Origin of the sequence: Hymenobacter lapidarius (assembly GCF_001816145.1) — a bacterium.
GTDB lineage: Bacteria > Bacteroidota > Bacteroidia > Cytophagales > Hymenobacteraceae > Hymenobacter > Hymenobacter lapidarius.
The window spans coordinates 40,531-60,013 of the sequence record NZ_MDZB01000099.1; the positions used below are offsets into that span (position 1 = coordinate 40,531).

At 61.1% G+C, this 19,483-nt stretch carries 20 protein-coding genes; 8 read left to right on the forward strand and 12 right to left on the reverse strand.

The window, feature by feature from the left end:
* Positions 1-125: 125 nt before the first annotated feature.
* Both BEN47_RS09370 and BEN47_RS09375 read left to right on the forward strand, forming a co-directional pair.
* Entirely contained in the window at positions 126-467 is a 342-nt protein-coding gene (locus tag BEN47_RS09370; protein WP_070727612.1) for an NINE protein, read from the forward strand.
* Between the two features lie 264 nt (positions 468-731).
* Complete coding sequence (locus tag BEN47_RS09375; protein ID WP_070727614.1) at positions 732-1,967, forward strand: MFS transporter; 1,236 nt, start codon at positions 732-734, stop codon at positions 1,965-1,967.
* A 143-nt stretch (positions 1,968-2,110) separates the two neighbouring features.
* On the opposite strand, the gene BEN47_RS09380 is transcribed toward BEN47_RS09375, so the two are convergent.
* The 3 genes from BEN47_RS09380 to BEN47_RS09390 all read right to left on the reverse strand — a co-directional run bounded on the left by BEN47_RS09380 (position 2,111) and on the right by BEN47_RS09390 (position 5,606).
* Positions 2,111-4,153, reverse strand: coding sequence for a ComEA family DNA-binding protein (locus BEN47_RS09380; protein ID WP_239691551.1), 2,043 nt, complete (start codon positions 4,151-4,153; stop codon positions 2,111-2,113).
* A 179-nt stretch (positions 4,154-4,332) separates the two neighbouring features.
* Positions 4,333-4,719: a four helix bundle protein gene (locus BEN47_RS09385; protein WP_070727622.1), complete on the reverse strand. Its 387-nt coding sequence runs from the start codon at positions 4,717-4,719 to the stop codon at positions 4,333-4,335.
* Positions 4,716-5,606: a hypothetical protein gene (locus BEN47_RS09390; RefSeq protein WP_125921596.1), complete on the reverse strand. Its 891-nt coding sequence runs from the start codon at positions 5,604-5,606 to the stop codon at positions 4,716-4,718. The genes BEN47_RS09385 and BEN47_RS09390 overlap by 4 nt, the downstream gene beginning before the upstream one ends.
* A 149-nt stretch (positions 5,607-5,755) precedes the next feature.
* Between BEN47_RS09390 and BEN47_RS09395 the strand changes: the two genes are divergently transcribed.
* From BEN47_RS09395 to BEN47_RS09405, 3 genes are all read left to right on the forward strand, one after another.
* Entirely contained in the window at positions 5,756-6,490 is a 735-nt protein-coding gene (locus tag BEN47_RS09395; protein ID WP_070727627.1) for a M48 family metallopeptidase, read from the forward strand.
* Positions 6,491-6,606: 116 nt separating this feature from the next.
* Complete coding sequence (gene yidD / locus BEN47_RS09400; protein WP_070727630.1) at positions 6,607-6,828, forward strand: membrane protein insertion efficiency factor YidD; 222 nt, start codon at positions 6,607-6,609, stop codon at positions 6,826-6,828.
* Between the two features lie 47 nt (positions 6,829-6,875).
* Complete coding sequence (locus BEN47_RS09405; protein WP_070727633.1) at positions 6,876-7,787, forward strand: SdiA-regulated/phytase-like domain-containing protein; 912 nt, start codon at positions 6,876-6,878, stop codon at positions 7,785-7,787.
* 154 nt (positions 7,788-7,941) lie between these two features.
* Here the strand turns inward: BEN47_RS09405 and lgt are convergent, their stop codons facing one another.
* The 8 genes from lgt to BEN47_RS09445 form a co-directional block, all read right to left on the reverse strand.
* Entirely contained in the window at positions 7,942-8,910 is a 969-nt protein-coding gene (gene lgt / locus BEN47_RS09410; RefSeq protein WP_070727635.1) for a prolipoprotein diacylglyceryl transferase, read from the reverse strand.
* Between the two features lie 103 nt (positions 8,911-9,013).
* Complete coding sequence (locus tag BEN47_RS09415; protein ID WP_070727639.1) at positions 9,014-9,325, reverse strand: hypothetical protein; 312 nt, start codon at positions 9,323-9,325, stop codon at positions 9,014-9,016.
* Positions 9,318-9,962, reverse strand: coding sequence for an RNA polymerase sigma factor (locus BEN47_RS09420; RefSeq protein WP_239691552.1), 645 nt, complete (start codon positions 9,960-9,962; stop codon positions 9,318-9,320). Before BEN47_RS09420 ends, BEN47_RS09415 begins: the two co-directional genes overlap by 8 nt.
* Before the next feature lie 157 nt (positions 9,963-10,119).
* A complete protein-coding gene (gene nadE / locus BEN47_RS09425; protein ID WP_070727642.1) occupies positions 10,120-12,039 on the reverse strand; it encodes an NAD(+) synthase in 1,920 nt (639 codons plus the stop codon).
* An 85-nt stretch (positions 12,040-12,124) separates the two neighbouring features.
* Positions 12,125-12,529, reverse strand: coding sequence for a hypothetical protein (locus BEN47_RS09430; protein ID WP_070727644.1), 405 nt, complete (start codon positions 12,527-12,529; stop codon positions 12,125-12,127).
* A 27-nt stretch (positions 12,530-12,556) separates the two neighbouring features.
* Positions 12,557-13,219 carry a ribonuclease III gene (gene rnc / locus BEN47_RS09435; RefSeq protein WP_262490392.1) on the reverse strand — a complete coding sequence of 221 codons (663 nt, stop codon included), beginning with the start codon at positions 13,217-13,219 and terminating at the stop codon, positions 12,557-12,559.
* A gap of 244 nt (positions 13,220-13,463) precedes the next feature.
* Positions 13,464-14,714: a beta-ketoacyl-ACP synthase II gene (gene fabF, locus BEN47_RS09440; RefSeq protein ID WP_070727650.1), complete on the reverse strand. Its 1,251-nt coding sequence runs from the start codon at positions 14,712-14,714 to the stop codon at positions 13,464-13,466.
* Between the two features lie 165 nt (positions 14,715-14,879).
* Positions 14,880-15,116: an acyl carrier protein gene (locus tag BEN47_RS09445; protein WP_035564218.1), complete on the reverse strand. Its 237-nt coding sequence runs from the start codon at positions 15,114-15,116 to the stop codon at positions 14,880-14,882.
* Between the two features lie 174 nt (positions 15,117-15,290).
* Here BEN47_RS09445 and BEN47_RS09450 point away from each other — a divergent pair, with 174 nt between their 5' ends.
* Together BEN47_RS09450 and pyk are read left to right on the forward strand one after the other, a co-directional pair.
* Entirely contained in the window at positions 15,291-15,719 is a 429-nt protein-coding gene (locus tag BEN47_RS09450) for an IPExxxVDY family protein (protein WP_070727652.1), read from the forward strand.
* Between the two features lie 223 nt (positions 15,720-15,942).
* On the forward strand, positions 15,943-17,382 hold the full coding sequence (gene pyk, locus BEN47_RS09455) for a pyruvate kinase (protein WP_070727655.1): 1,440 nt from the start codon (positions 15,943-15,945) through the stop codon (positions 17,380-17,382).
* A 352-nt stretch (positions 17,383-17,734) separates the two neighbouring features.
* On the opposite strand, the gene rpsT is transcribed toward pyk, so the two are convergent.
* Positions 17,735-17,986 (reverse strand): 30S ribosomal protein S20, encoded by a 252-nt coding sequence (gene rpsT, locus BEN47_RS09460; RefSeq protein WP_035564226.1) that lies wholly within the window; start codon positions 17,984-17,986, stop codon positions 17,735-17,737.
* Between the two features lie 274 nt (positions 17,987-18,260).
* Between rpsT and BEN47_RS09465 the strand changes: the two genes are divergently transcribed.
* Positions 18,261-19,247: a YheT family hydrolase gene (locus BEN47_RS09465; protein WP_070727657.1), complete on the forward strand. Its 987-nt coding sequence runs from the start codon at positions 18,261-18,263 to the stop codon at positions 19,245-19,247.
* Positions 19,248-19,483 lie beyond the last annotated feature (236 nt).

Sequence of the window (19,483 nt, forward strand, 5' to 3'; positions counted from 1 at the left end):
GTGGCAAGCCGCTGCTCCGCAACCAAAACGCGCCGCCCTGCTATCTTCGGCACCACGGGCACCCGGCGGCCGAGCCACTATGGCCCGGACCGGTCCCACTTTCTTACTCCTTCTTTTTCTTCTGCATGAAAGACCGCATCACCGCCATGTTCATTGCCTTCTTCCTCGGAAGTTTCGGCGGCCAATATTTCTACTTGGGCAAAACCGGCCGGGGCATTGCCTGCCTGCTGCTGTTCTGGACGTTTATTCCGTCGCTCATCGGCCTTTATCACACCATTATCTGGCTCATGATGTCGGACGAGGATTTCAACAACGAGTACAACCAGGGCCAGGCGCCCCGCATGGGCTATGCCTACGCGCCCGGCGCCAGCGTGAGCGACGAGTTGGCCAAGCTGTTCATCCTGAAGGAGAAAGGCGCGATTACGGAACAGGAATACAACGCCCGCAAGGCGCAGCTGCTGGCGTAGTCCAAGCCGCCCAAACTGGCTCCAAACTGGCGCGAGTTTAGCGCAGCGTAACTCGTGACCAACCATGACGGGGAGGCTGCGCCTACCCTGCCGCGCCAGCGGCAAGCCGTTACCGCGCCAGCGAGACGTTCTGCTGCGAGGCACAGCCTCGCCCGAAGCCCTGGCACGAGTTACGCTGCGCTAAACTCGCGCCAGCCCCGCGCCAACCCCGGCAGGCACGGCCATAGCCAGCCGCCCAAATTCCTGCTGACCTTTGCGGCACCCATGGCTCCTCCCGCTTCCCGCCCCTACTCCACCGGCTTCTGGCTGATGTGCCTGTCGTCGTTTCTGTTTTTTCTCAGCTTCAACCTGCTGCTGCCCGAGCTGCCCGACCACCTCTCCCAGATGGGCGGGGGCGAGTACAAGGGCTACATCATTGCCTTGTTTACGCTCACGGCGGCCATTTCCCGGCCCTATTCGGGCAAGCTGGCCGATACCGTGGGCCGCATTCCGGTGATGGTGCTCGGCTCGCTGGTGTGCTTTGTGTGCGGTTTTTTTTACCCCTGGGCCATCACAGTCACGGGATTTCTCACGCTGCGCCTGGTGCACGGGTTCAGCACCGGCTTCAAGCCCACCGGCACGGCCGCCTTCATCGCCGACATTGTGCCCGTGGAGCGGCGCGGCGAGGCCATGGGCCTACTGGGCGTGACGGGTGCGCTGGGCATGGCCTTTGGGCCGGCCATGGGCTCGTGGCTGGCCGAGACGTTCAGCCTGAACACCATGTTTTACATCTCCAGCGGGGTGGCGCTGGTGTCGGTACTGGTGCAGGGCACCCTCACCGAAACGCTGCCCCAGGCCCAGCGGAAGCGGTTCAGCCTGGCCTTGCTGCGCTTGAAGTGGAGCGAAGTGCTGGAGCCCCTGGTGCTGGCGCCGGCGGTGGTCACGCTGCTGTGCCTGGTGCCCTACGGCGCGGTGCTCACCGTAGTGCCCGACCAAAGCCGGCTGCTGGGCCTGGAAGGCCCTACTAAGGGGCTATTTTACGTTTTCTTCACGGTGGCTTCCCTCGCCGTGCGGCTGGTGGCGGGCAAGGCCTCCGACACCCACGGGCGGGTGCCGGTGCTGCGGGTGTCGGCGGGTATTCTGGCCCTGGGGCTGGCCCTGCTGGTGGTTGCGCCCTCGGTGGGGTGGTTTTTGCTGGCGGCCGTGGTCATGGGCGTGGGCACGGGCCTGAACTCCCCCACCCTCTACGCCTGGACCATCGACCTGAGCCACCCCGAGCGGCGCGGCCGGGCCGTGGCCACCATGTACATCGCCCTCGAAATCGGCATCGGGGTGGGGGCGCTGCTGGCCGGCTGGATATTCTCGAACCAAGCCAGCCGCCTGCCCTACGTGCACGCCCTGAGCCTGGGCTGCGTGCTCCTGGCCGTGGCGTACCTGTACCGCATCAAGTCGGCGGGCCCCATGGCCCGGGTAACCGGCACGGAGCGCACGGTGATGCCCGCGGCCGAGGAAGTGGTATAAGTCCTATTCTGGGGGTGCTGAAAACGGAGAACTGAGAAATTGTTTTTAGTAAGGCAAAAACCGGAACGTCATGTTTCGGCTGCGCTCAGCATAACGTTCCGGTTTTTGATGTTTCGGTTTTATGATGGCGCCTCGGCGCTGTCTTAAAACTTCACCCGCAGCTGGGCTTTCACGTCGCCGCGCAGCGAACCGGCAATTTCTTCCAGGCCGCTGCCCACGGTGTTCTGGTTGCGGTAGCGGGTTTCGGCGTAGCGCAGCCAGAGCGTAATGGCGCGGTTGACGCGGATTTCGGCGATGCCGTAGACGCGGGTGCCCTGGCCGTAGAGGGCCGGGATGGACACGGCCAGCAGCACGTCCTGCTCGTACACGTACTGGCGGGTGTCGTAGTCGTCGGCGTCGAACAGGGCATAGCGGCCGGTGATTTTCAGCACCCGATTTACCTGGTAGCTCAGGTCCTGAGCCAGCACGTAGCCGCGCCGCCAGGCTAGGCCGGGGTCGTCGCGCAGGCGCGAAGCCTGCACACGGGTGCGCATCTCCAGGGCCGGACTGATGGCCGAGTTATAGTAGAGCAATACGCTCTGGCGCAGCTGCTCGCCGGGCAGCGGAACGGGGCGAATAACGCCGTCGGAAGGCAGGTCGCGGGGCTTGAGGCGCTGGCGCAGCTGGGCGTAGAGCAGGCTGGTTTTGGTGGGCGAGTAGGCGAGGCGCACGAGAGCGTCGTGGCCGGTGGTGGGGGCACTGGCCCGGTAGCGAAGCCACGGAAAGCTGAACTGGTCGTAGTAGGCCGATACTTCCCACCGGGCCACAGGCCGCACCTTGAGGCCGATGTAGACGCCGGTTTCGTTGATGTTGCGCGTGTTTTCGCTGAACGCGTTGCCGTAGAGGGTGTGGAAGTTCTTGTCGTAGTGCCGCACCAGCAGGGCCGCGTCCACGGTGGGGCCCAGGCTGGCCAGCAGGCCATTCACGGTGCCCAGGCCGCCGCTGCTGCTGCGGGCCGTTTCGCCAAAGAGCAGCAGGTTGCGCCACACGTAAGTGTAGTACAGGGACAGGGCCAGGTTGTCGGTGCCGCTGAATTCGTACCGGTTGTAGGGCTCCGCCCGCTTGAGCAGCGGCGTGCCGTAGTGCGTGTACACGCCGGTGGCGCCAATGCTGAGGTTGCTGTTGCGGCTGGTGTAGCCCACGTTGCCGCCCCCAATGGTTTCGTTCAGCTGGTGGCGGTTGGCCAGCTCGGAGGCCGTGCGATGGAAGCCCGTGTAGAGCAGGCCCGACGTAAACTCATCGAACTGCGCCAGCGAATCCTGTGCCTGCTGCAGGTTGGCGTCCACGTTTTTGTGCGAGGCAAAGGCCGTGGCCTGCACCGTGGGCGCCACCTGCACCGTGGCCGCCCCACCCCGGAAGAACGTGTTTTCGAGCAATGACGAATAGGCCCGCACGCCCACCGAGGAGCGGCGCAGGGTCGTAATCGTCTCGGCGCCCTTGCCCACGCCCAGGCCCGACGACAGCAGCAGGCCCTGCCCAAACTGCAGCTGGTAGTCGCCCAACGCCAGCGTTTTCAGCCGGCCCCGCTCCTGCACCAGGAAGTGGGCCGACACATAATCGGCCCCAAACTGGCCATTTTTGGGGTTCCAGGTCAGTTGCTCGCCGGCATCTTTCTCCATCGCAAAGCCCAGGCTGAAATCTTTGGTGTGGCTCACGCGGTAGCGTATCAGCATCTTATCGGGCGAGCCGAGGTAGCGCGTGGTGGGCCGGCCCTGGAACAGCGTGGGCGGGGTGTAGCCCTTGCGCTCCTGCAGCACCCGCTCGTAGCGCAGGTACAGGGCGTTGTTTTCTTCGCGGGCAATGCGCTGCCACAGCGACCCACGCCCCGCATTCACGTTGCTGCTGAGCACGCTCACGAAGGGCAGAATGCGGTGGATGGTCCGCAGGTCGTAGCCCTCGATGCTTTGCAGCTCGTACACGCTCAAAAGGTCGCCGTTCGTATCGCGGTGGCGCAGCAGGGTGGTTATCTGGTTTTCGTTCAGCAGCAGCAGCGACCGGAATTCCTCGCGGGTAGCGGTGTTGACGTTGATGGGCGTGGTGTAGTACTGCAGCAGCGTTTCGTACAGGTCCTCAAACGGCACCTGGTCCGACTGAATTTCGGCGAATAACTCCTGCGTGAGCCGGTCCAGGTCGGGCGGGCGGCGCACAAAGTCTTGCGCCTTTGTGGAATGAGGAATGAGGAATGAAGAATGAAGAATTATTGCGAGTAGCAACCACAGGTGCGACCTTTTCCCTTTGCCCCGCGGGGGACAATGGGTCTGAGAGAAAATTTCCGGCCGGCAAATGGCAAATAGTAGCTGTGTTACCATAAAAGATTCCTCGCCCTTTACTTAATTCTGGTGGTGTTCAAAATGGCGCGAAGGATGCGGCAAACCTCTTCGCAATCGTTGTGCACGCTTTGAAAGGCGTCTTCGCTCAAATATTCGGTGGCCCGCAGCAGCTTGAGCCAGTAGCTGGTTTCCCGGGCCTCTTTGTAGGCAATGCTCATCTTGGCCGAAAAATCCGCTCGGGAAATGCCGCCGATTGCTTCTTCCACATTCGCCCCAATGGACGTCCCACTGCGCAAGAGCTGCTTGCTCAAAACAAACTCCTGTTGACTGTCGCGCAAAAAGCGGCACAGCTTCACCACACGCACCGCCAGGCCGAACGACTTGAAAGCAACGACGTTCTCGCTCCCCTCTTCCACCGCACTGCCTAATTCCTCATTCTTCATTTCTCATTCTTCATTAAGCGCAGCGTCACGCTTACGTGCTGGCTAAAGCCCAGCGTTTGCTGAAACGCGGCCGCGTAATCAATCTGGAAAGCCCCGGCCACCAAGCCCAGACCGGCACTGGCCTGCTCGGTGAGGGAGGCCAGGCCCAGCCGCGCGGCCAGGATGGGCACCGGCCGGTACTCCAGGCCCACCTTCACGTTGGCGTTGCGCTCCACGTCTTTCTCGGTTTCCACCAGCAGCACCACCTGGGTGCTGGGGCGGTAGGCCAGGCCGGCCTTGAGCACGGTGGGTATTCGCTCGTTCTGGTAGCTGGCCAGCCTGCTCTGGCTCAGGTTGTAGAGCGAGGCGCCGAAGCTGAGCCGCTGGGGCACAATCTCAATCTGGCCGCCCAGGGTGCCGAGTAGCACGCGCCGGCTGCCCAGGCCCTCAATGCTCACCTGCAGCACGTCGATGCGCCCGCCCAGGCTGATTTGCCCGAAGCGGTAGCCGTAGCCGGCGCCCACGCGGGTTTCGTTGTAGAGCTGCGCGCCAAAGCGCTGCACCTCTACCGCTACCACCCCGTGCCGTGCCCAGCTGTGCGCCGCCGCCGCTTGAACGGGCGCAGCGCCATCGGCCACGGCCGGGCCCATCGGCCGACCCAGGGGCAGGGCCACGGTGAGTGCCCCCACGTTCAGCGCCGAGCTGAAGTAGCGGTTTTCGGCATAAAAGCCCACCGTGGGCTGCTGTATCTCGCTCAGGCCCGCTACGTTGTTGCCCATGCTCCATACCTCGCCGGCCAGCGCCACCGACGCATTACTGAGCCCTGCCGCCCGGGCGCCGCGCACGCCGGGGCCGTTGCCTTGGGCCGCCGCTGTGGCCGCCGGCAACACGGCAGACAAGACCAACAAGTACTTAAGAATTGAAAGATATCCAGGTAGACAGTGTTGCATAGCGGGAAGGTAATATCCTGAAGGCAAATGGTTGAGGTTTGGGCCGAAATTATTTTGCGGGCCTTCGCGGTTATGCATTCCGGCCCCTCTGCCGAACTTACCGCCGTATGCCCCGCTCCTTCTCTGCCGCGCCGCGCCGCGAAACCCTTCTCTACCAGAACCGCCCCCTGCACTACACGCTGGTGTTCCGGTCGCGGCGCACCATCGGCTTTGCCGTGAAGCCCGATGGCAGCGTGCACGTGAGCGCCCCCGCCGGCATTCCGGCCGAGTGGGTAGCCCAGCAGGTGCTCAAGCGAGCCGACTGGATACTGAAGCACCAGGAGACGTTCGCGTCCCGGCCCCTGCCCGCGCCATCGTGCCGCTTTGAGGCGGGCAGCACGCACTTTTACCTCGGCCAGCCCCACCAGCTGCGCTTTGCTGAGGCCCGCAGGCTCGCCGTGAGCGCAGCAGAAGGCGAACTGGTGCTGCACGCTCCCACTCCGCTCACTGCCGAACAGGCCGAAGCCCTGCTGCACACCTGGTACGTCCGCCAGGCTGGGCCCGCCTTTGCCGCGTCGCTGGAGCGCGTGTGGCCCCGCTTTGCCGAGTTCAACCTCCGCCGCCCCACCCTGGCGGTGCGCAGCATGCGCACCCGCTGGGGCAGCTGCACGCCCAGCACGGCCCGCATCCGCCTCAGCCCCGAGCTCCTGCGCGCCCGCCCCGAATGCTTGGATTACGTGGTGCTGCACGAGTGCTGCCACCTGCTGGTGGGCGACCACTCCAAAGCGTTTTACGACCTGCAAACGCGGCTCATGCCCGACTGGGGACGCTGGAAAGACGAGCTGAACGCCCTACCGAAATAGCCGGCGGTTGGGTATCCCATTACGCCGGCAGCAGCCCGGCTTTCCAGCGCAGTTTCGGGGCCGCTGTACGTGTAGCTCGCCCTGTTCCCATATTCGTTCCGGCTTACCTTCACCTTATGTCCCGGCTTTTTCGTGCGCTTTTTCTAGGCTTGGTGTGGTTTTACCGCCACTTCATCTCGCCACTCAAGCCGGCCAGCTGCCGCTACACGCCCACCTGCTCAGCCTACGCGGCCCAGGCCATCACCAAGTACGGGCCGTGGCGTGGGGGGCGCCTGGCCCTGCGACGCATTGCCAGCTGCCACCCCTGGGGCGGCCACGGCTACGACCCCGTACCCTAGCAGACGGCCTTCGTATAGGGGGAATCACCACCATTTCCTTTTGTTCGATGCGCTTCTTCCTCCTTCTGCCGGCTGCATTTGCCGCATTACTCACCGTTTCCTCCGGGTGCTCCGAGGCCAAAATCGATGACTCTGCCGCCCTTGCCAAGGCCTATGAGGGCAAGCCCAAGAAAAAGCAAGAAAAAGAGTCCCTCGAAAATCGCATGATTGACGCGTCCATGCCCGGCCTGCGCCGCGTGGGCAGCCTCGACGGCGTGTCGGAAAGCTCCGGCCTGGCCGCCGGCCCCCAACCGGGCACCTACTACAGCTTCGGCGACAACGGCAACGCCGCTATCATTTACCAAGTGGACGGCACGGGCCGCGTGACCAACGAGCTATCCATTGGCTCCAAAAACAAGGACTGGGAGAGCCTCACCCGCGACCCGCAGGGCAACTACTTCATCGGCGACTGCGGCAACAACAACTCCGACCGCCGCGACCTGCGCCTGCTGCGCTTCAAGCCCGCCACGCCCCAGCAAGTCGACAAAATCGAGTTTACCTACGCCGACCAGACCGAGTTTCCACCCAAGAAGAAGCAGCGCAATTTTGATTGCGAAGCCACCCTCTGGCACGAAGGCAAAATATGGCTTTTCACCAAAGACCAGCAGCAAAAATCCAGCAACGTGTACACCGTGCCCGACCAACCCGGCCAGCACACTGCCCAGCGCGTAACCAGCCTCGCCATTCCGGGCCAGGTGACTGATGCGGCCCTGAGCCCCAGCGGCCGCCGCCTGGTGCTGCTGGCCCGCGGCGAGCTATTCATCCTCGACGGCAACTCCTGGGCCGATATTCTGAAGGCCACGCCCCGCCAGGTAGACCTCAGCGGCACCGGCCAAACGGAAGGCGCCGAGTTTAAGGACGAAAAAACGCTGGTCATCAGCACCGAAGAAGGCGGGCTCTACGAGTTTACGCTGCCCTAAATCCGGCCTACGCAGAGCCGTTCAGGCTCGTCTCAAAACGAACGCCCCCTGGCACGAACTCTGGTAAAGAGTCATCGCAGGGGGCGTTCGTTTTGTGATGGTTGAGCAGGCCAGCGGCAACCGCTGCTGGCCTGCAGCAGCGGCACCGCGCCGCTTATTTTTTGGTCCCGCGGGGCTGGGTATAGCTCGGCACCGGGCCGGCCGGCGGCGGAGTGGATGTCGGCACCGCAGCCGGAGCCCCGTCTTCCCGGCCCAGGTCGCGCGGGGCGTAGCCGTACGGGTTTTGGGGGTCCTTGCCCGCGCGCCACAGCACCCAGATACCGATAAAAATCATTGGTATGCTCAGCAGTTGGCCTTGGTTGAACAGGTTGCCGTCTTCAAAAGCCACTTGGTTTTCCTTTAGGTATTCGCCCAAAAAGCGCTGGGTGAACAGCAGCACCACAAACAGCCCAAACAGCTGCCCGCGGGGCGTGCGCACTTTGGTGCGGTTCCACATGAAGTAGAGCAAAATGAGCAGGAACACGCAGAATAGGGCCTCGTAGAGCTGCGTGGGGTGGCGCGGCACGGCCACACCCTGAATCAGGTGCTCGGTGTCGCGGGGGAAGATAAAAGCCCACGGCACGTCGGTGGGCTTGCCCACGATTTCGGAATTCATCAGGTTGCCGGTCCGGATGCAGGCGCCGCCCAACGCTACCACAATCACAATGCGGTCGAGCACCCACAGGTAATCGAACTTATTGTTGCGGGCAAACAGCCAGCAGGCCAGCAAGATGCCAATGGTGGCGCCGTGGCTGGCCAAGCCGCCCTGCCAGATGCGAAACACCACCATGGGGTCGGCCACCAGCGCGTCGAAGTCATAGAACAGCATGTGCCCCAGCCGCGCGCCCACAATGGTGCCGATGAGCATGTAGATGGTAATCACATCGACCCACTGCGGCGACGTGCGCTCCGAGCGGTAGATGTGGTTGAGCACGAACGTGCCCACCACAAACGGCAGCATGAAAAACAGCCCGTACCAGCGCAGCGTAATCGGCCCCAGCTGCGTGCCAAACACCGTCCACGGGCCAAAAGCGTGAATGATGGGGTCGACGTCCCAGTAAACAGAAGCAAGAAATGGCAGCATGTGGCGCAGGAATGAAATAAGGCTCAAAGGTAGTGCTACCGATGAACTTGATGGTTTTTGATAATAGCAGCAACGCGAAGCAGCGCGCTAGTTGGCAGTTTAGCTACTGCGAATGAGACCGTAGCGGCTGCGCTGAGTCCGGGGCAGTGGCCGGATTGGCGGCCGGCGCCGGGCGCAAAGCCCCAACATCGCCGCTGAGTGCCAGCATTATCACGCCGAGCAGCGCCGCGTAGGCCGGGCGGAGCATCCACAGGGGCACGGCCCGGCCTGGAGCCAGTGGGCGGCTGGAGAGCCGGGCGCTTACCCGGTTGTAAAAGAACGGACGGGGCTGCCCTTGCGCCTGGTCTTGCAACTGGCGCATCAGGTCCTCCCATTCTTCCTCATCGGGAGCCGGGCGAAATGCTGAATCAGACATAGCGAAGGTGGGGTTGAACGTGTTTGCGAAGTGTTTGCCGGGCCCGGAACAGCAGGGATTCCACGGCGGGCACGGTAGTGTTCAGCACCGCCGCTATTTCATCGTAGCGCAGCCCTTGTTCGTGGCGCAGGGTGAAGACCACCTGTTGCTGGTCGGGTAGCCGGGCGATGTGGTCGAGCAAGAGCTGGAGCTGCTGCTGGCCTTCGAGCAGCGCCTGTGGGTGGGCGTGGTCGGGCGGCTCGTGCAAAACGGCGTTGTCGAAGCCCAGCACGCTGGTAAAATGAGCGAAGCGCTTTTTAGCCTGGGCCTTTCGGCGGGTTTTGAGGGCCCGTGAAGTGGCAAGCCGGTAGAGCCAGGTCGTGAGCGAAGCCTCGCCCCGAAATCGGGAAATGGTCTGGTAAACTTCTACAAAGACCTCCTGAGCAACATCTTCCGCCTCTTCGGCAGTGCGCAGCAAGGAAAATGCCGTCCGGTAAACCCGGTCCTGGTAACGCGCCACCAACGTTCGGAAAGCCGCTTCGCTGCCCAACTGCAATTCCGCTACCAGGTCCGCCTCGGCATCCGCCATTCCAGCGTCAGGCAAGCGGGTACTGGCCGGCGAGTCGGGCATCAAAAGCAGCGGAAGGGAGTAAGCCACGAAAGAACGAGCAGCAGCGTGAATGAAGGCCGACACCTGCGCGTGGTCGGGTGGGGCTACAAAGCATCAGGCCCCAACTACCGGAGAAACTTGCGCGGACTCTCGCTTTTATTTTTTTATTCGCACTGCCCACGCGCCGCACCAGCTAAAGCAGGTGCTACAACGCCGCCAGCTCCGCCGCAAAACCGCCGCTGAGGATGGGGAAGCGCAGCCAGGAGCGCGGGTCCACGTTGTAGTCGTCGAGGTGGAAGCTGGGGGCGTACCGCTCGCGCTTCCACTGGTTGCGGCTCCAGAGGCTGTAGAAGCGGCGCACGTAGGTTTTCAGCTGCTCGTGGTCGAAACCCGTGCCCTCCCCTTCCAGTGTGGCCAGCACTTGGCGCGGGCTGAAACGGTCGTAGAACGCCAGCCGCTCGATGCGGTTGAGCAGGGTGTAGGGCATGAGGTCGCGCTCGTCGGTTTGCTTATCCTCCAGCGGGCGCAGCTCGGCGGTGGGTTGCAGGGCATTCACGTGGCGCAGGGCGGTGTAGCCCAGCTCGGTTTCGGCCCAGCGCAGCCACTTCTTCACAAAGTCTTTATCCACGCCGGCAATGGGCGAGATGCTGCCGGCCGTGTCGCCGTCCATGGTGCAGTAGCCCACGCTGGCCTCCGAGCGGTTGGAGGTGGTGACGAGCAGGCAGTTCAGTACGTTGGCCAGCATCCAGATACCGGGAGCCCGCACCCGGGCCTGGATGTTTTGCAGGGCCAAATCATCCGTCTGCCAAGTCAATTCCCGCCCCAGCGCGCCTTGCATTTTACCCACGTAGCCGGCTACCGCGTCATCAATATCCCAGTTGTGAAAGCGCGCGCCAATGCTCTTGGCCAGCTCCTTGGCCGAATGAAACGTGTCGTCCGAGGAATTAACGGTACCCTGATAGGCGCAGGTGAGCAGTTGCTGCACCAGTTGCTGGTTATCGGTTAGGGCCCAAGCTTCGGTCGTGGCGGGCGCGGCACCAACGACCTGTGCTGCCGTGCCGCCCGCGCCTGCTTGCTGCACTACTTTTTCAACTTCGGGAAAGCAGCCACTGCGGCGCTTGAATTCTTCCACGCCCAATTCCTCCACGCCCAGCCGCACCATTTCGGCCACACCCACGGCGCAAAAGCTGGAGTCGGCCCCACCGCTCAAACTCAGCACGAAGCCGCGGGTGCGGGACTTGCGCAGGTAGTCGAACAAGCCCAGGCTCATGGCCTGGTTTAGCTCCTTGTATTCATCAGGCGCGGGCAGCGGCACAATATCGGCTGGCGCCAGCTCGGTGTCGAAGTCCACGTCTATCCACTCCAAGTCAACTTCCTTGAAACTCAGTAGCTGGTTGCGCAGCAGCAGGTGTCCGTTGCGCGCCACCAGAATTTCCCCATCGAAAATAATGCGACCCGACTCGTTGCCCAGCAAATTGGCGTAGAGGTACGTGCAATTGAACGTGCGCGAGGCCTTCATCACCAGTTGATAGCGCACGTCGGTTTTGCTCATGGCGAAGTGGCTGGCCGAGGGGTTCACAATCAGGTCTACCCGGCCCACGAGACGGCACGCGGGCCGCACGTCATCGGGCCGCCAGGCGTCCTCACAAATCTCAAAGCCGAAGCGCACGCCCTTGTGCTCGAAAACCAGGTCGCCCAGCAGCCACTCCTGCCCTTCCCATTGCACAGTCGTGGTTTCGCCCGCTACCCAGGGCGCAAAAAACCGCGTTTCGTAGTGCACGCCGTCGTTGGCTAGAAACTGCTTGGCCGCGAAGCCCAGAATCTCGCCGTCGCGCAGCACCGCCGCCGTATTATAGGTGCGGTGGTTGAGGCGCACCGGCAGGCCCACCACCACGCAAATGCCGTGGGTCCAGGGCCGCACCTGCTGCAGGTAAGCCAGTGCCGACTCCGGCATCCAGTCGCTCAGAAACAGGTCCTCGCAGCCGTAGCCGGTCAGGCACAGCTCGGGCAGGCAGAGCAGCTCCACGCCCGCCGCTTTAGCCTGGGCTATGGCCGCCTCAATGTTGCGAAGGTTATTGGCCCAGTCAATGGGAATCTGGTTGAGGGCGGCGCCGGCGATACGCATTGTTGTTAATAAAATCTTCCCAAAAAGCTAGCTTGTACTTAGGCAACTAACTAGTCTAATTTAGTAAGGTTGTTGTCATGCTTGCTTATCTAACAAACGATTCATCATACTCAAACCGCGCGGTATCCCCTCGTTGCACCATGATATTGCCAGTATGAAGCTTCAATCGATGTGGCGTTAATTCCAAGATATCCTGCGGTCCAGTAATGCGGGTTCCTAGTAGCTGGTTGCCCACGCGTTTGTATTTGAATATCAGAAGCGTGGTATTGCCAGTTTGAAAATACTCGATGGTTGAATCCTTGATAGTAATGTAAGCGGCTACCCCTGGCCCGCTGGCGGTAGCCAATTGCCGACCTGCCGCATTGTAATAAAAATTGTCAATCCGCACCCTATCCCAATGCCCCTTTAATTCTGAAATCGGTTCATCCTTGGCTTTTTTACAGCCCACCATCAGCAGCAACACCACTAGCAACTCAGGTTTTGATGGCATAACATTAAGTAATTTATGAATCATTAATTAGCTCACGCCCAACGCCGTGAGCGCACGGTCGGCGGCCAGCTGCTCTGCCTGCTTCTTGCTCAGGCCCATGCCGGTAGCCACCACTTCCTCATCCAGCAGAACCGTGGCCGTGAATTCCATCATGCCGCCCGGCCGGGCCTCGCCGCTGATGTCGTAGCGCAGGATTTTGCCCTGGCGCTGAGACCATTCCACCAGCTTGCTCTTGAAGTTGGCCGTGGTGGTCGTGAGCGTATGCACGTCCACAAAACCCTTCACCAGCCGGGTGAGCACAAATTTCCGGGCGGCTTTATACCCCAAATCCAGGTACACGGCGCCCACCAGCGCCTCCAGGGCGTTGCCGTTCACGGAGCGCGAGCGGGCGGCGCGGCCCTGTGCCACGTCCAGTTGCACCAGCTTGTCCAGGCCCAGCTTAAGGGCGATGCCGTTCAGACTTTCGCGGTTCACAATGCGCGAGCGCACTTCCGTCAGGAAACCTTCCTGCTCGTAGGGGTACTTCCGAAAAAGGTATTCGGCCACCACCGTGCCCAGCACAGCATCGCCGAGGAACTCCAGCCGCTCGTTGGTATGGTGGCGCCCCAGGGCCGGCTGCTGCCGCACCGCCGACGAGTGCGTGAACGCCAGTCGATAGAGCTTCACATTGGTTGGCGTGAGGCCCGTCACCGTGCTAATTGCCTGGCGGAATGCCTTATCTGAACCAAAAAAACGGGAAACGAAACCGAGCAAGGTAGAGGGTGCTAACGTGTAAAAAAGTGGGCCGGGCCCGTACTTGGAAATAAGCAGATACAAAGAACGTCATGCTGAGCTTGCCGAAGTATCTCTACCGCGCAACCAATTTGAATTAGTAGTGCAGTAGAGATGCTTGGGCAAGCTCAGCATGACGTTCGGGAAATTCAGTATTAGCAGCCTACAGCTTCCGGAATATCACCGACGTGTTGTGGCCGCCAAAACCGAAGGTGTTGCTCATCGCAATCCGCACGTCGCGCGCCTGGGCCACGTTCGGCGTGAAGTTCAGCGCCTGGTTAATCTCCGGGTCGGGCGTGTGCAGGTTGATGGTGGGGGGCACCAGGCTGTGGTGCATGGCCATGAGGCAGGCCACGGCTTCCACGCCGCCGGCCCCGCCCAGCAGGTGGCCGGTCATGCTTTTGGTGGAGGAGATATTAAGCGTTTCGGCAAACTCGCCGAACACCTTTTCAATGGCTTTGATTTCGGCCCCGTCGCCTAGCGGGGTGCTCGTGCCGTGGGTGTTGATGTAGTCCACCTCGGCGGCCGTAATCTGGGCGTCGCGCAGGGCGTTCTGCATCACCAGCACCACGCCGCTGCCGCTGGGGTCGGGCGCGGTGATGTGGTAGGCGTCCGACGACATGCCGCCGCCAATGAGCTCGGCGTACATCTTGGCGCCGCGGGCCTTGGCGTGCTCGTACTCTTCGAGCACCAGCGCGCCCGCGCCCTCGCCCAGCACGAAACCGTCGCGGTCCTTGTCGTAGGGCCGCGAGGCCGAAGCCGGGTCGTCGTTGCGCTCGCTCATGGCCTTGAGGGCATTGAAGCCGCCCACCCCCGATTCGGTGATGGCCGCTTCGGAGCCGCCCGTCACCATCACATCGGCCAGGCCGAGGCGAATGTTGTTGAAGGCCGCAATGATGGCGTCGTTCGACGAGGCGCAGGCCGACGTGGTCACGTAGTTGGGACCGCGGAACCCGTTTTTAATGGAAATGTTGCCCGACGAGGAGTCGGCAATCATGCGCGGGATGAAAAAGGGCGAATAGCGCGGCGTGCCGTCGCCGCGGCCAAAGGAGATGCACTCCTCCTGCAGCGACTTCAGGCCACCGATGCCGGAGCCCCAAATCACGCCCACCCGGTCCTTGTCCACGCCACTTTCCAGCAGAGCGGAGTCGGCAATGGCTTCGTCGGCCGCTACCACCCCAAACTGGGTGAAGAGGTCCATTTTGCGGTGCTCCTTGCGGTCGAAGAAATTATCGGCCTCGTAGCCTTTCACTTCGCAGGCGAAGCGGGTTTTGAACTTGGCCGGGTCGAAGCGGGTGATGACGGCGGCGCCGCTTTTGCCCGCGCGCAGGCCCTCCCAGTAAGCTGCGGCAGTATTGCCCAGCGGTGTAATGGCCCCAAGGCCGGTAACAACAACCCGTCGGATGGACGACATAAGCAGACGCCACTGGCGCGAAAGATAAAACGGGATAAAACAGCAAAACCGGCCGGCGGCGGGCCGGCCGGTATGCGCAGAACTACCTGTTCATGCCCAGCAAAACGCAGAAGTCTGGCAACGTAATCCGTTCAAATTCTCCGTTTCGCTGGGCGATGACAAAAACTATTTAGCGTGCTCTTCGAGGTAGCTGATGGCCTGGCCCACGGTACCGATGTTCTCTGCCTGGTCGTCGGGGATGCTTACGTTGAACTCCTTTTCGAACTCCATAATCAGCTCGACGGTATCCAGTGAGTCAGCACCCAGGTCGTTGGTGAAGCTGGCTTCGGTGGTCACCTCCGAGGCTTCAACTCCCAGTTTATCAATAATAATGGCCTTTACTTTTTCTGCGATTTCAGACATTTCCGTGGGGTTTAGGGAAAACTACGGCGCAAAGTAACGAGAGATTTCCCAACTAACCCACGCTCGCACTCCTCAATTGCGGGTATAAGATTATGGCGACGGCCCTGGCACGGCTCCCCCGCAAGCCGTAGATTTGCCTTTGCCCGCCCAGTGGGTGCCTCCTTTGCGGCCGCTATGAAGACCTTTACCCTCGACGTTGAATACGAGTGCGACTTTGCCCTGTTTGGGCTGGTGAGCAGCACCCGCGACTATACCCTGGCCTGGGCCCTGAACCGGGCGTTGCGCCTGCGCCTCATCCGGCAGCCCGAACTACTGCTGAACTTACTCAGCCGGGGCCGGCTGGTGTTCACGCACTACCTGCACGCCACCGAAACGCTTACGTTTCGGCTGCTGCGCAACCGCTCCATCGCGCCCTCCAACTTAAAAAAGCCTTTCTTAGCTCCCGATATTAAGGAATACGACTACCTGCTGGCCGTGAGCAACGGGTGTGGCGCCCTAGCCGACGAAGAGTTGCTCCAACAGCTCGCGGCCTTGGACATCGTGCAGTACGTGTGCCAGTTTGACCCCAACACGTTGAAGTACAAAGAGAATTTAATCTTATAATGAATGAGTAAACTCCTCTCCTTTTTTAAGGAGGGGACGCTGGCGCGAAGCGCTAGCTGGGGTGGTGAAGCCGTTGAACAGTGCCTGAACGAATCGTAGCAGCATCGTGTCAGCCCGTCGTTCGGGGACCGTTCAACGGCTTTACCGCCTCCGTTTCAGCCGTTGGCTGAAACATCCCCTCCTTCATAGGGAGGGGAGTTTTTTTGTCATTAATCTCCAACTCATGGATAATCGTTCTGCATTCAACAAGACCAAAATCGTGGCCACGGTTGGTCCGGCATCCAACACCTACGAACGGCTCGGCACGCTCATTCGCGAGGGCGTCGATGTGTTTCGGCTCAACTTCTCGCACGGCTCCTACGAAGACCACCTGTCGGTCATCAACACGGTGCGGCGCCTCAACAAGGACATGCGCACGTCGGTGGGCCTGCTCCAGGATTTGCAGGGCCCCAAAATTCGCCTCGGCGATGTGGAAGGCGGTGGCGTGGAGATTAAAGCCGGTGACATAATCAAACTCGTGTGCGGCGAAAAGGAAATCAGCACGGCCACGCGCCTGAGCACGATTTACCTGGGCCTGGCCCGCGACGTGAAAGCCGGCGACATGATTCTAATTGACGACGGTAAAATCGAACTCAAGGTGCTGGCCACCGACCGCGACCAGGAAGTGGACGTGGAAGTAATCTACGGCGGCCTCGTGAAGCCCCGCAAGGGCATTAACCTGCCCGACTCCGAAGTATCGGCGCCGAGCATGACGGAGAAGGACATCGAAGACCTGCAGTTTGGCCTAGCCAACGACGTGGACTGGGTGGCCCTGAGCTTTGCCCGCAAAGCTGAGGACATTCTGTTCATCAAAAAGCTGATTGCTGAAGCCGGGAAGAAAACCCGCGTCATCGCCAAGATTGAAACGCCCGACGGCCTGCGCAACATCGACGAAATCATCGCCATTACCGATGCTGTGATGGTGGCCCGCGGCGACCTCGGCGTGGAAGTGAAGATGGAAGAGGTGCCCATGGCCCAAAAGATGATTATTGCCAAGTGCAACGCCGCCGGCAAGCCCGTTATCGTGGCCACCCAGATGATGGAGAGCATGATTACGGCCCCGCGCCCCACCCGCGCCGAGACCAGCGACGTAGCCAACGCCGTGCTCGACGGCGCCGACGCCGTGATGCTCTCCGCCGAAACCGCCGTGGGCGCCTACCCCGCCGAGGTCATCCGCTCCATGGTGGGCACCATCCTGAGCGTGGAAAACAACAGCCCACAGCTCTTCCACAAGTGGTGGCCCGTGGACCCCGCCAGCCCCAATTTCATGGCCGACAGCGTACTCTCCGCCGCCTGCCACCTGGCCAAAAACACGGGCTCCAAGGCCATTACCGGCATGACGCACCATGGCTACACGGCCTTCCAGCTGGCCAAGCACCGCCCCAAAGCCGATATCTTCGTCTTTACCGATAACCGGCCACTGCTCACGGCGCTGAGCCTTGTGTGGGGCGTGCGCAGCTTCTACTACGACCGCCTCATCAGCACCGACAGCACCATCACGGATATCCGCTACGTCCTCACCACCACCGGCCACCTCGTGACGGGTGATGTGTTCATCAATACCGGCTCTATGCCCATTCAGGAAAAGGGCAAGGCCAACATGGTAAAAGTGAGCGTCGCCTGACCACGGATGGGCGCTGATTTCACAGATTTAGTGGACGATTACCGTTGGCCATTACCCAAAAGAGGCTTGCCTATTGGCAAGCCTCTTTTATTTCGTCAGTACTCACGCAGCCGCTCAAAAATACTAGTCCCAGCTGGTGATAAGTCCTGTTGGCACAACTTCAGAGCGAGTATATCTGCCATTAGCAGCAACCGGCAATCGTGCACAAAATCAGTGAAATTCGCTATAATTCGCGCCCATCCGTGGTCAGGACGCAAAAAGCCTCACCCGTTGCGGAGTGAGGCTTTTTGTAAGGAGCGTAGAACCAGACCTTGGGGCGGCGCAGTCTGGCCCTACTAAACTCGTCTCGCACTTAGAGCGCGTTGACGAGTTTTGTCAGCTTGCTTTTGTTGTTAGCAGCTTTGTTCTTGTGGATGATGTTCTTTTTGGCCAAACGGTCCAGCATCGAGGTCACTTTTTTCAGCAGCTCCTGAGCGGCCGTTTTGTCGGTGGCAGCGCGCAGCTTCTTGATGGCCGTGCGAGTGGATTTGTGCTGGTAACGGTTCAACACGCGCTTAGCTTCGTTGCTGCGGATGCGTTTGAGGGCCGACTTATGGTTTGCCATGAGTTGGAATATATGAGAGCGTTATGCTTGAGTTCTGTGTTTGGGAGGGCAAAGGTACGAAGCTGCCCGGCAATTTCAAACTGAGTTGGCAAAAAATAGTGAGGCAACGCCCCCTGTAATCCGTTGGAGCAGTTGGAGCAAGGGCTGACATGATGCTCAAATAGCGAAACCGGATAAACTGCGGCCCTAAATTAGTATGCATGCCGATTATGTGCGAACTTTACTACTTCCCCTCCCACCCATCGCGCAGCTGCCCACCTCCACTTTTCGCGCCATGCCCCTTGTAGCCAACTCCCGGTACCAACCGCCGTTTTACCTCTTTAATGGCCATTTGCAGACCATTGTGCCCAGTCTGTGGCGCACGGTGCCCGAGGTGAACTACCAGCGCGAACGGCTGGAACTGCCCGACGGCGACTTTTTGGACCTGGACTGGAGCCGCCTGCCCGCGATGCGCCCCACCGACGGGCTTGTGGTTGTGTCGCATGGCCTCGAAGGCGACGCCTCCCGGCCCTACATGCGGGGGATGGTGCGTGCCCTCAACCGCGCCGGGTTTGATGCGCTGGCGTGGAACTACCGCAGCTGCGGCGGCGAGATGAACCGCCTGCTCCGCTCCTACCACCTCGGCGATACCGACGACTTGGACTTGGTGGTGCGGCACGCGCTGGCCACGGGCCGCTACGGCCGAGTGTACCTCGTGGGCTTCAGCGCCGGCGGCAACGTGACGCTGAAGTACCTGGGCGAAGAGCCAACGCGGGTGCCCACCGAAGTAAAGCGGGCCGCCGTATTCTCGGTGCCGACTGATTTGCGGGCCAGCTCGGTCCACATTGGTCGGCTCCAGAACCAGGTGTATATGCGCCGCTTTCTGAAATCCCTGCGCCTGAAAGTTCGGGCCAAAGCGGAACTGCTGCCCGGCCAGATAGACCTTTCGGGCATTGAGGAGCTGCGCAACTTTGAGGAGTTCGACAGCCGCTACACCGCGCCCATGCACGGCTTCGATTCGGCCGCAGCCTACTACCAGCACGCCAGCTCCGGGCGCTACCTGAGCGGCATTCGGGTGCCCGCCCTGCTGGTGAATGCGCAGAATGACCCGTTTCTGCCGGCCTCCTGCTTCCCGCGTGAGCTGGCTACCAATTCCCCGTTTGTGTTTCTGGAGACGCCACCGGAGGGCGGCCACGTGGGCTTTCCGGAAGGCTCCCCCGATGGCGAATACTACTCGGAGCGGCGCGCGGTGGAGTTCCTGACGGCGGAAGTGCCGGCGTAGAAGCTATCCAAATCGGCTTATATCGAACGTCATGCCGAGCGCAGCTGAGGCATCTCGCGTGGGGCAGTAATCCAATCGTCAGTCGAGGAGATTAGTGACAACACGCGAGATGCCTCGGCTGCGCTCGGCATGACGTTGAAGCTGTTTAGAAAGTAAAAGGACTCCCAAAAAAGCGCGAAATTTGAGTTACGACACTCCTTTTTTCGCATTTTAATGGAAGTCCTGTCCAAAGATAT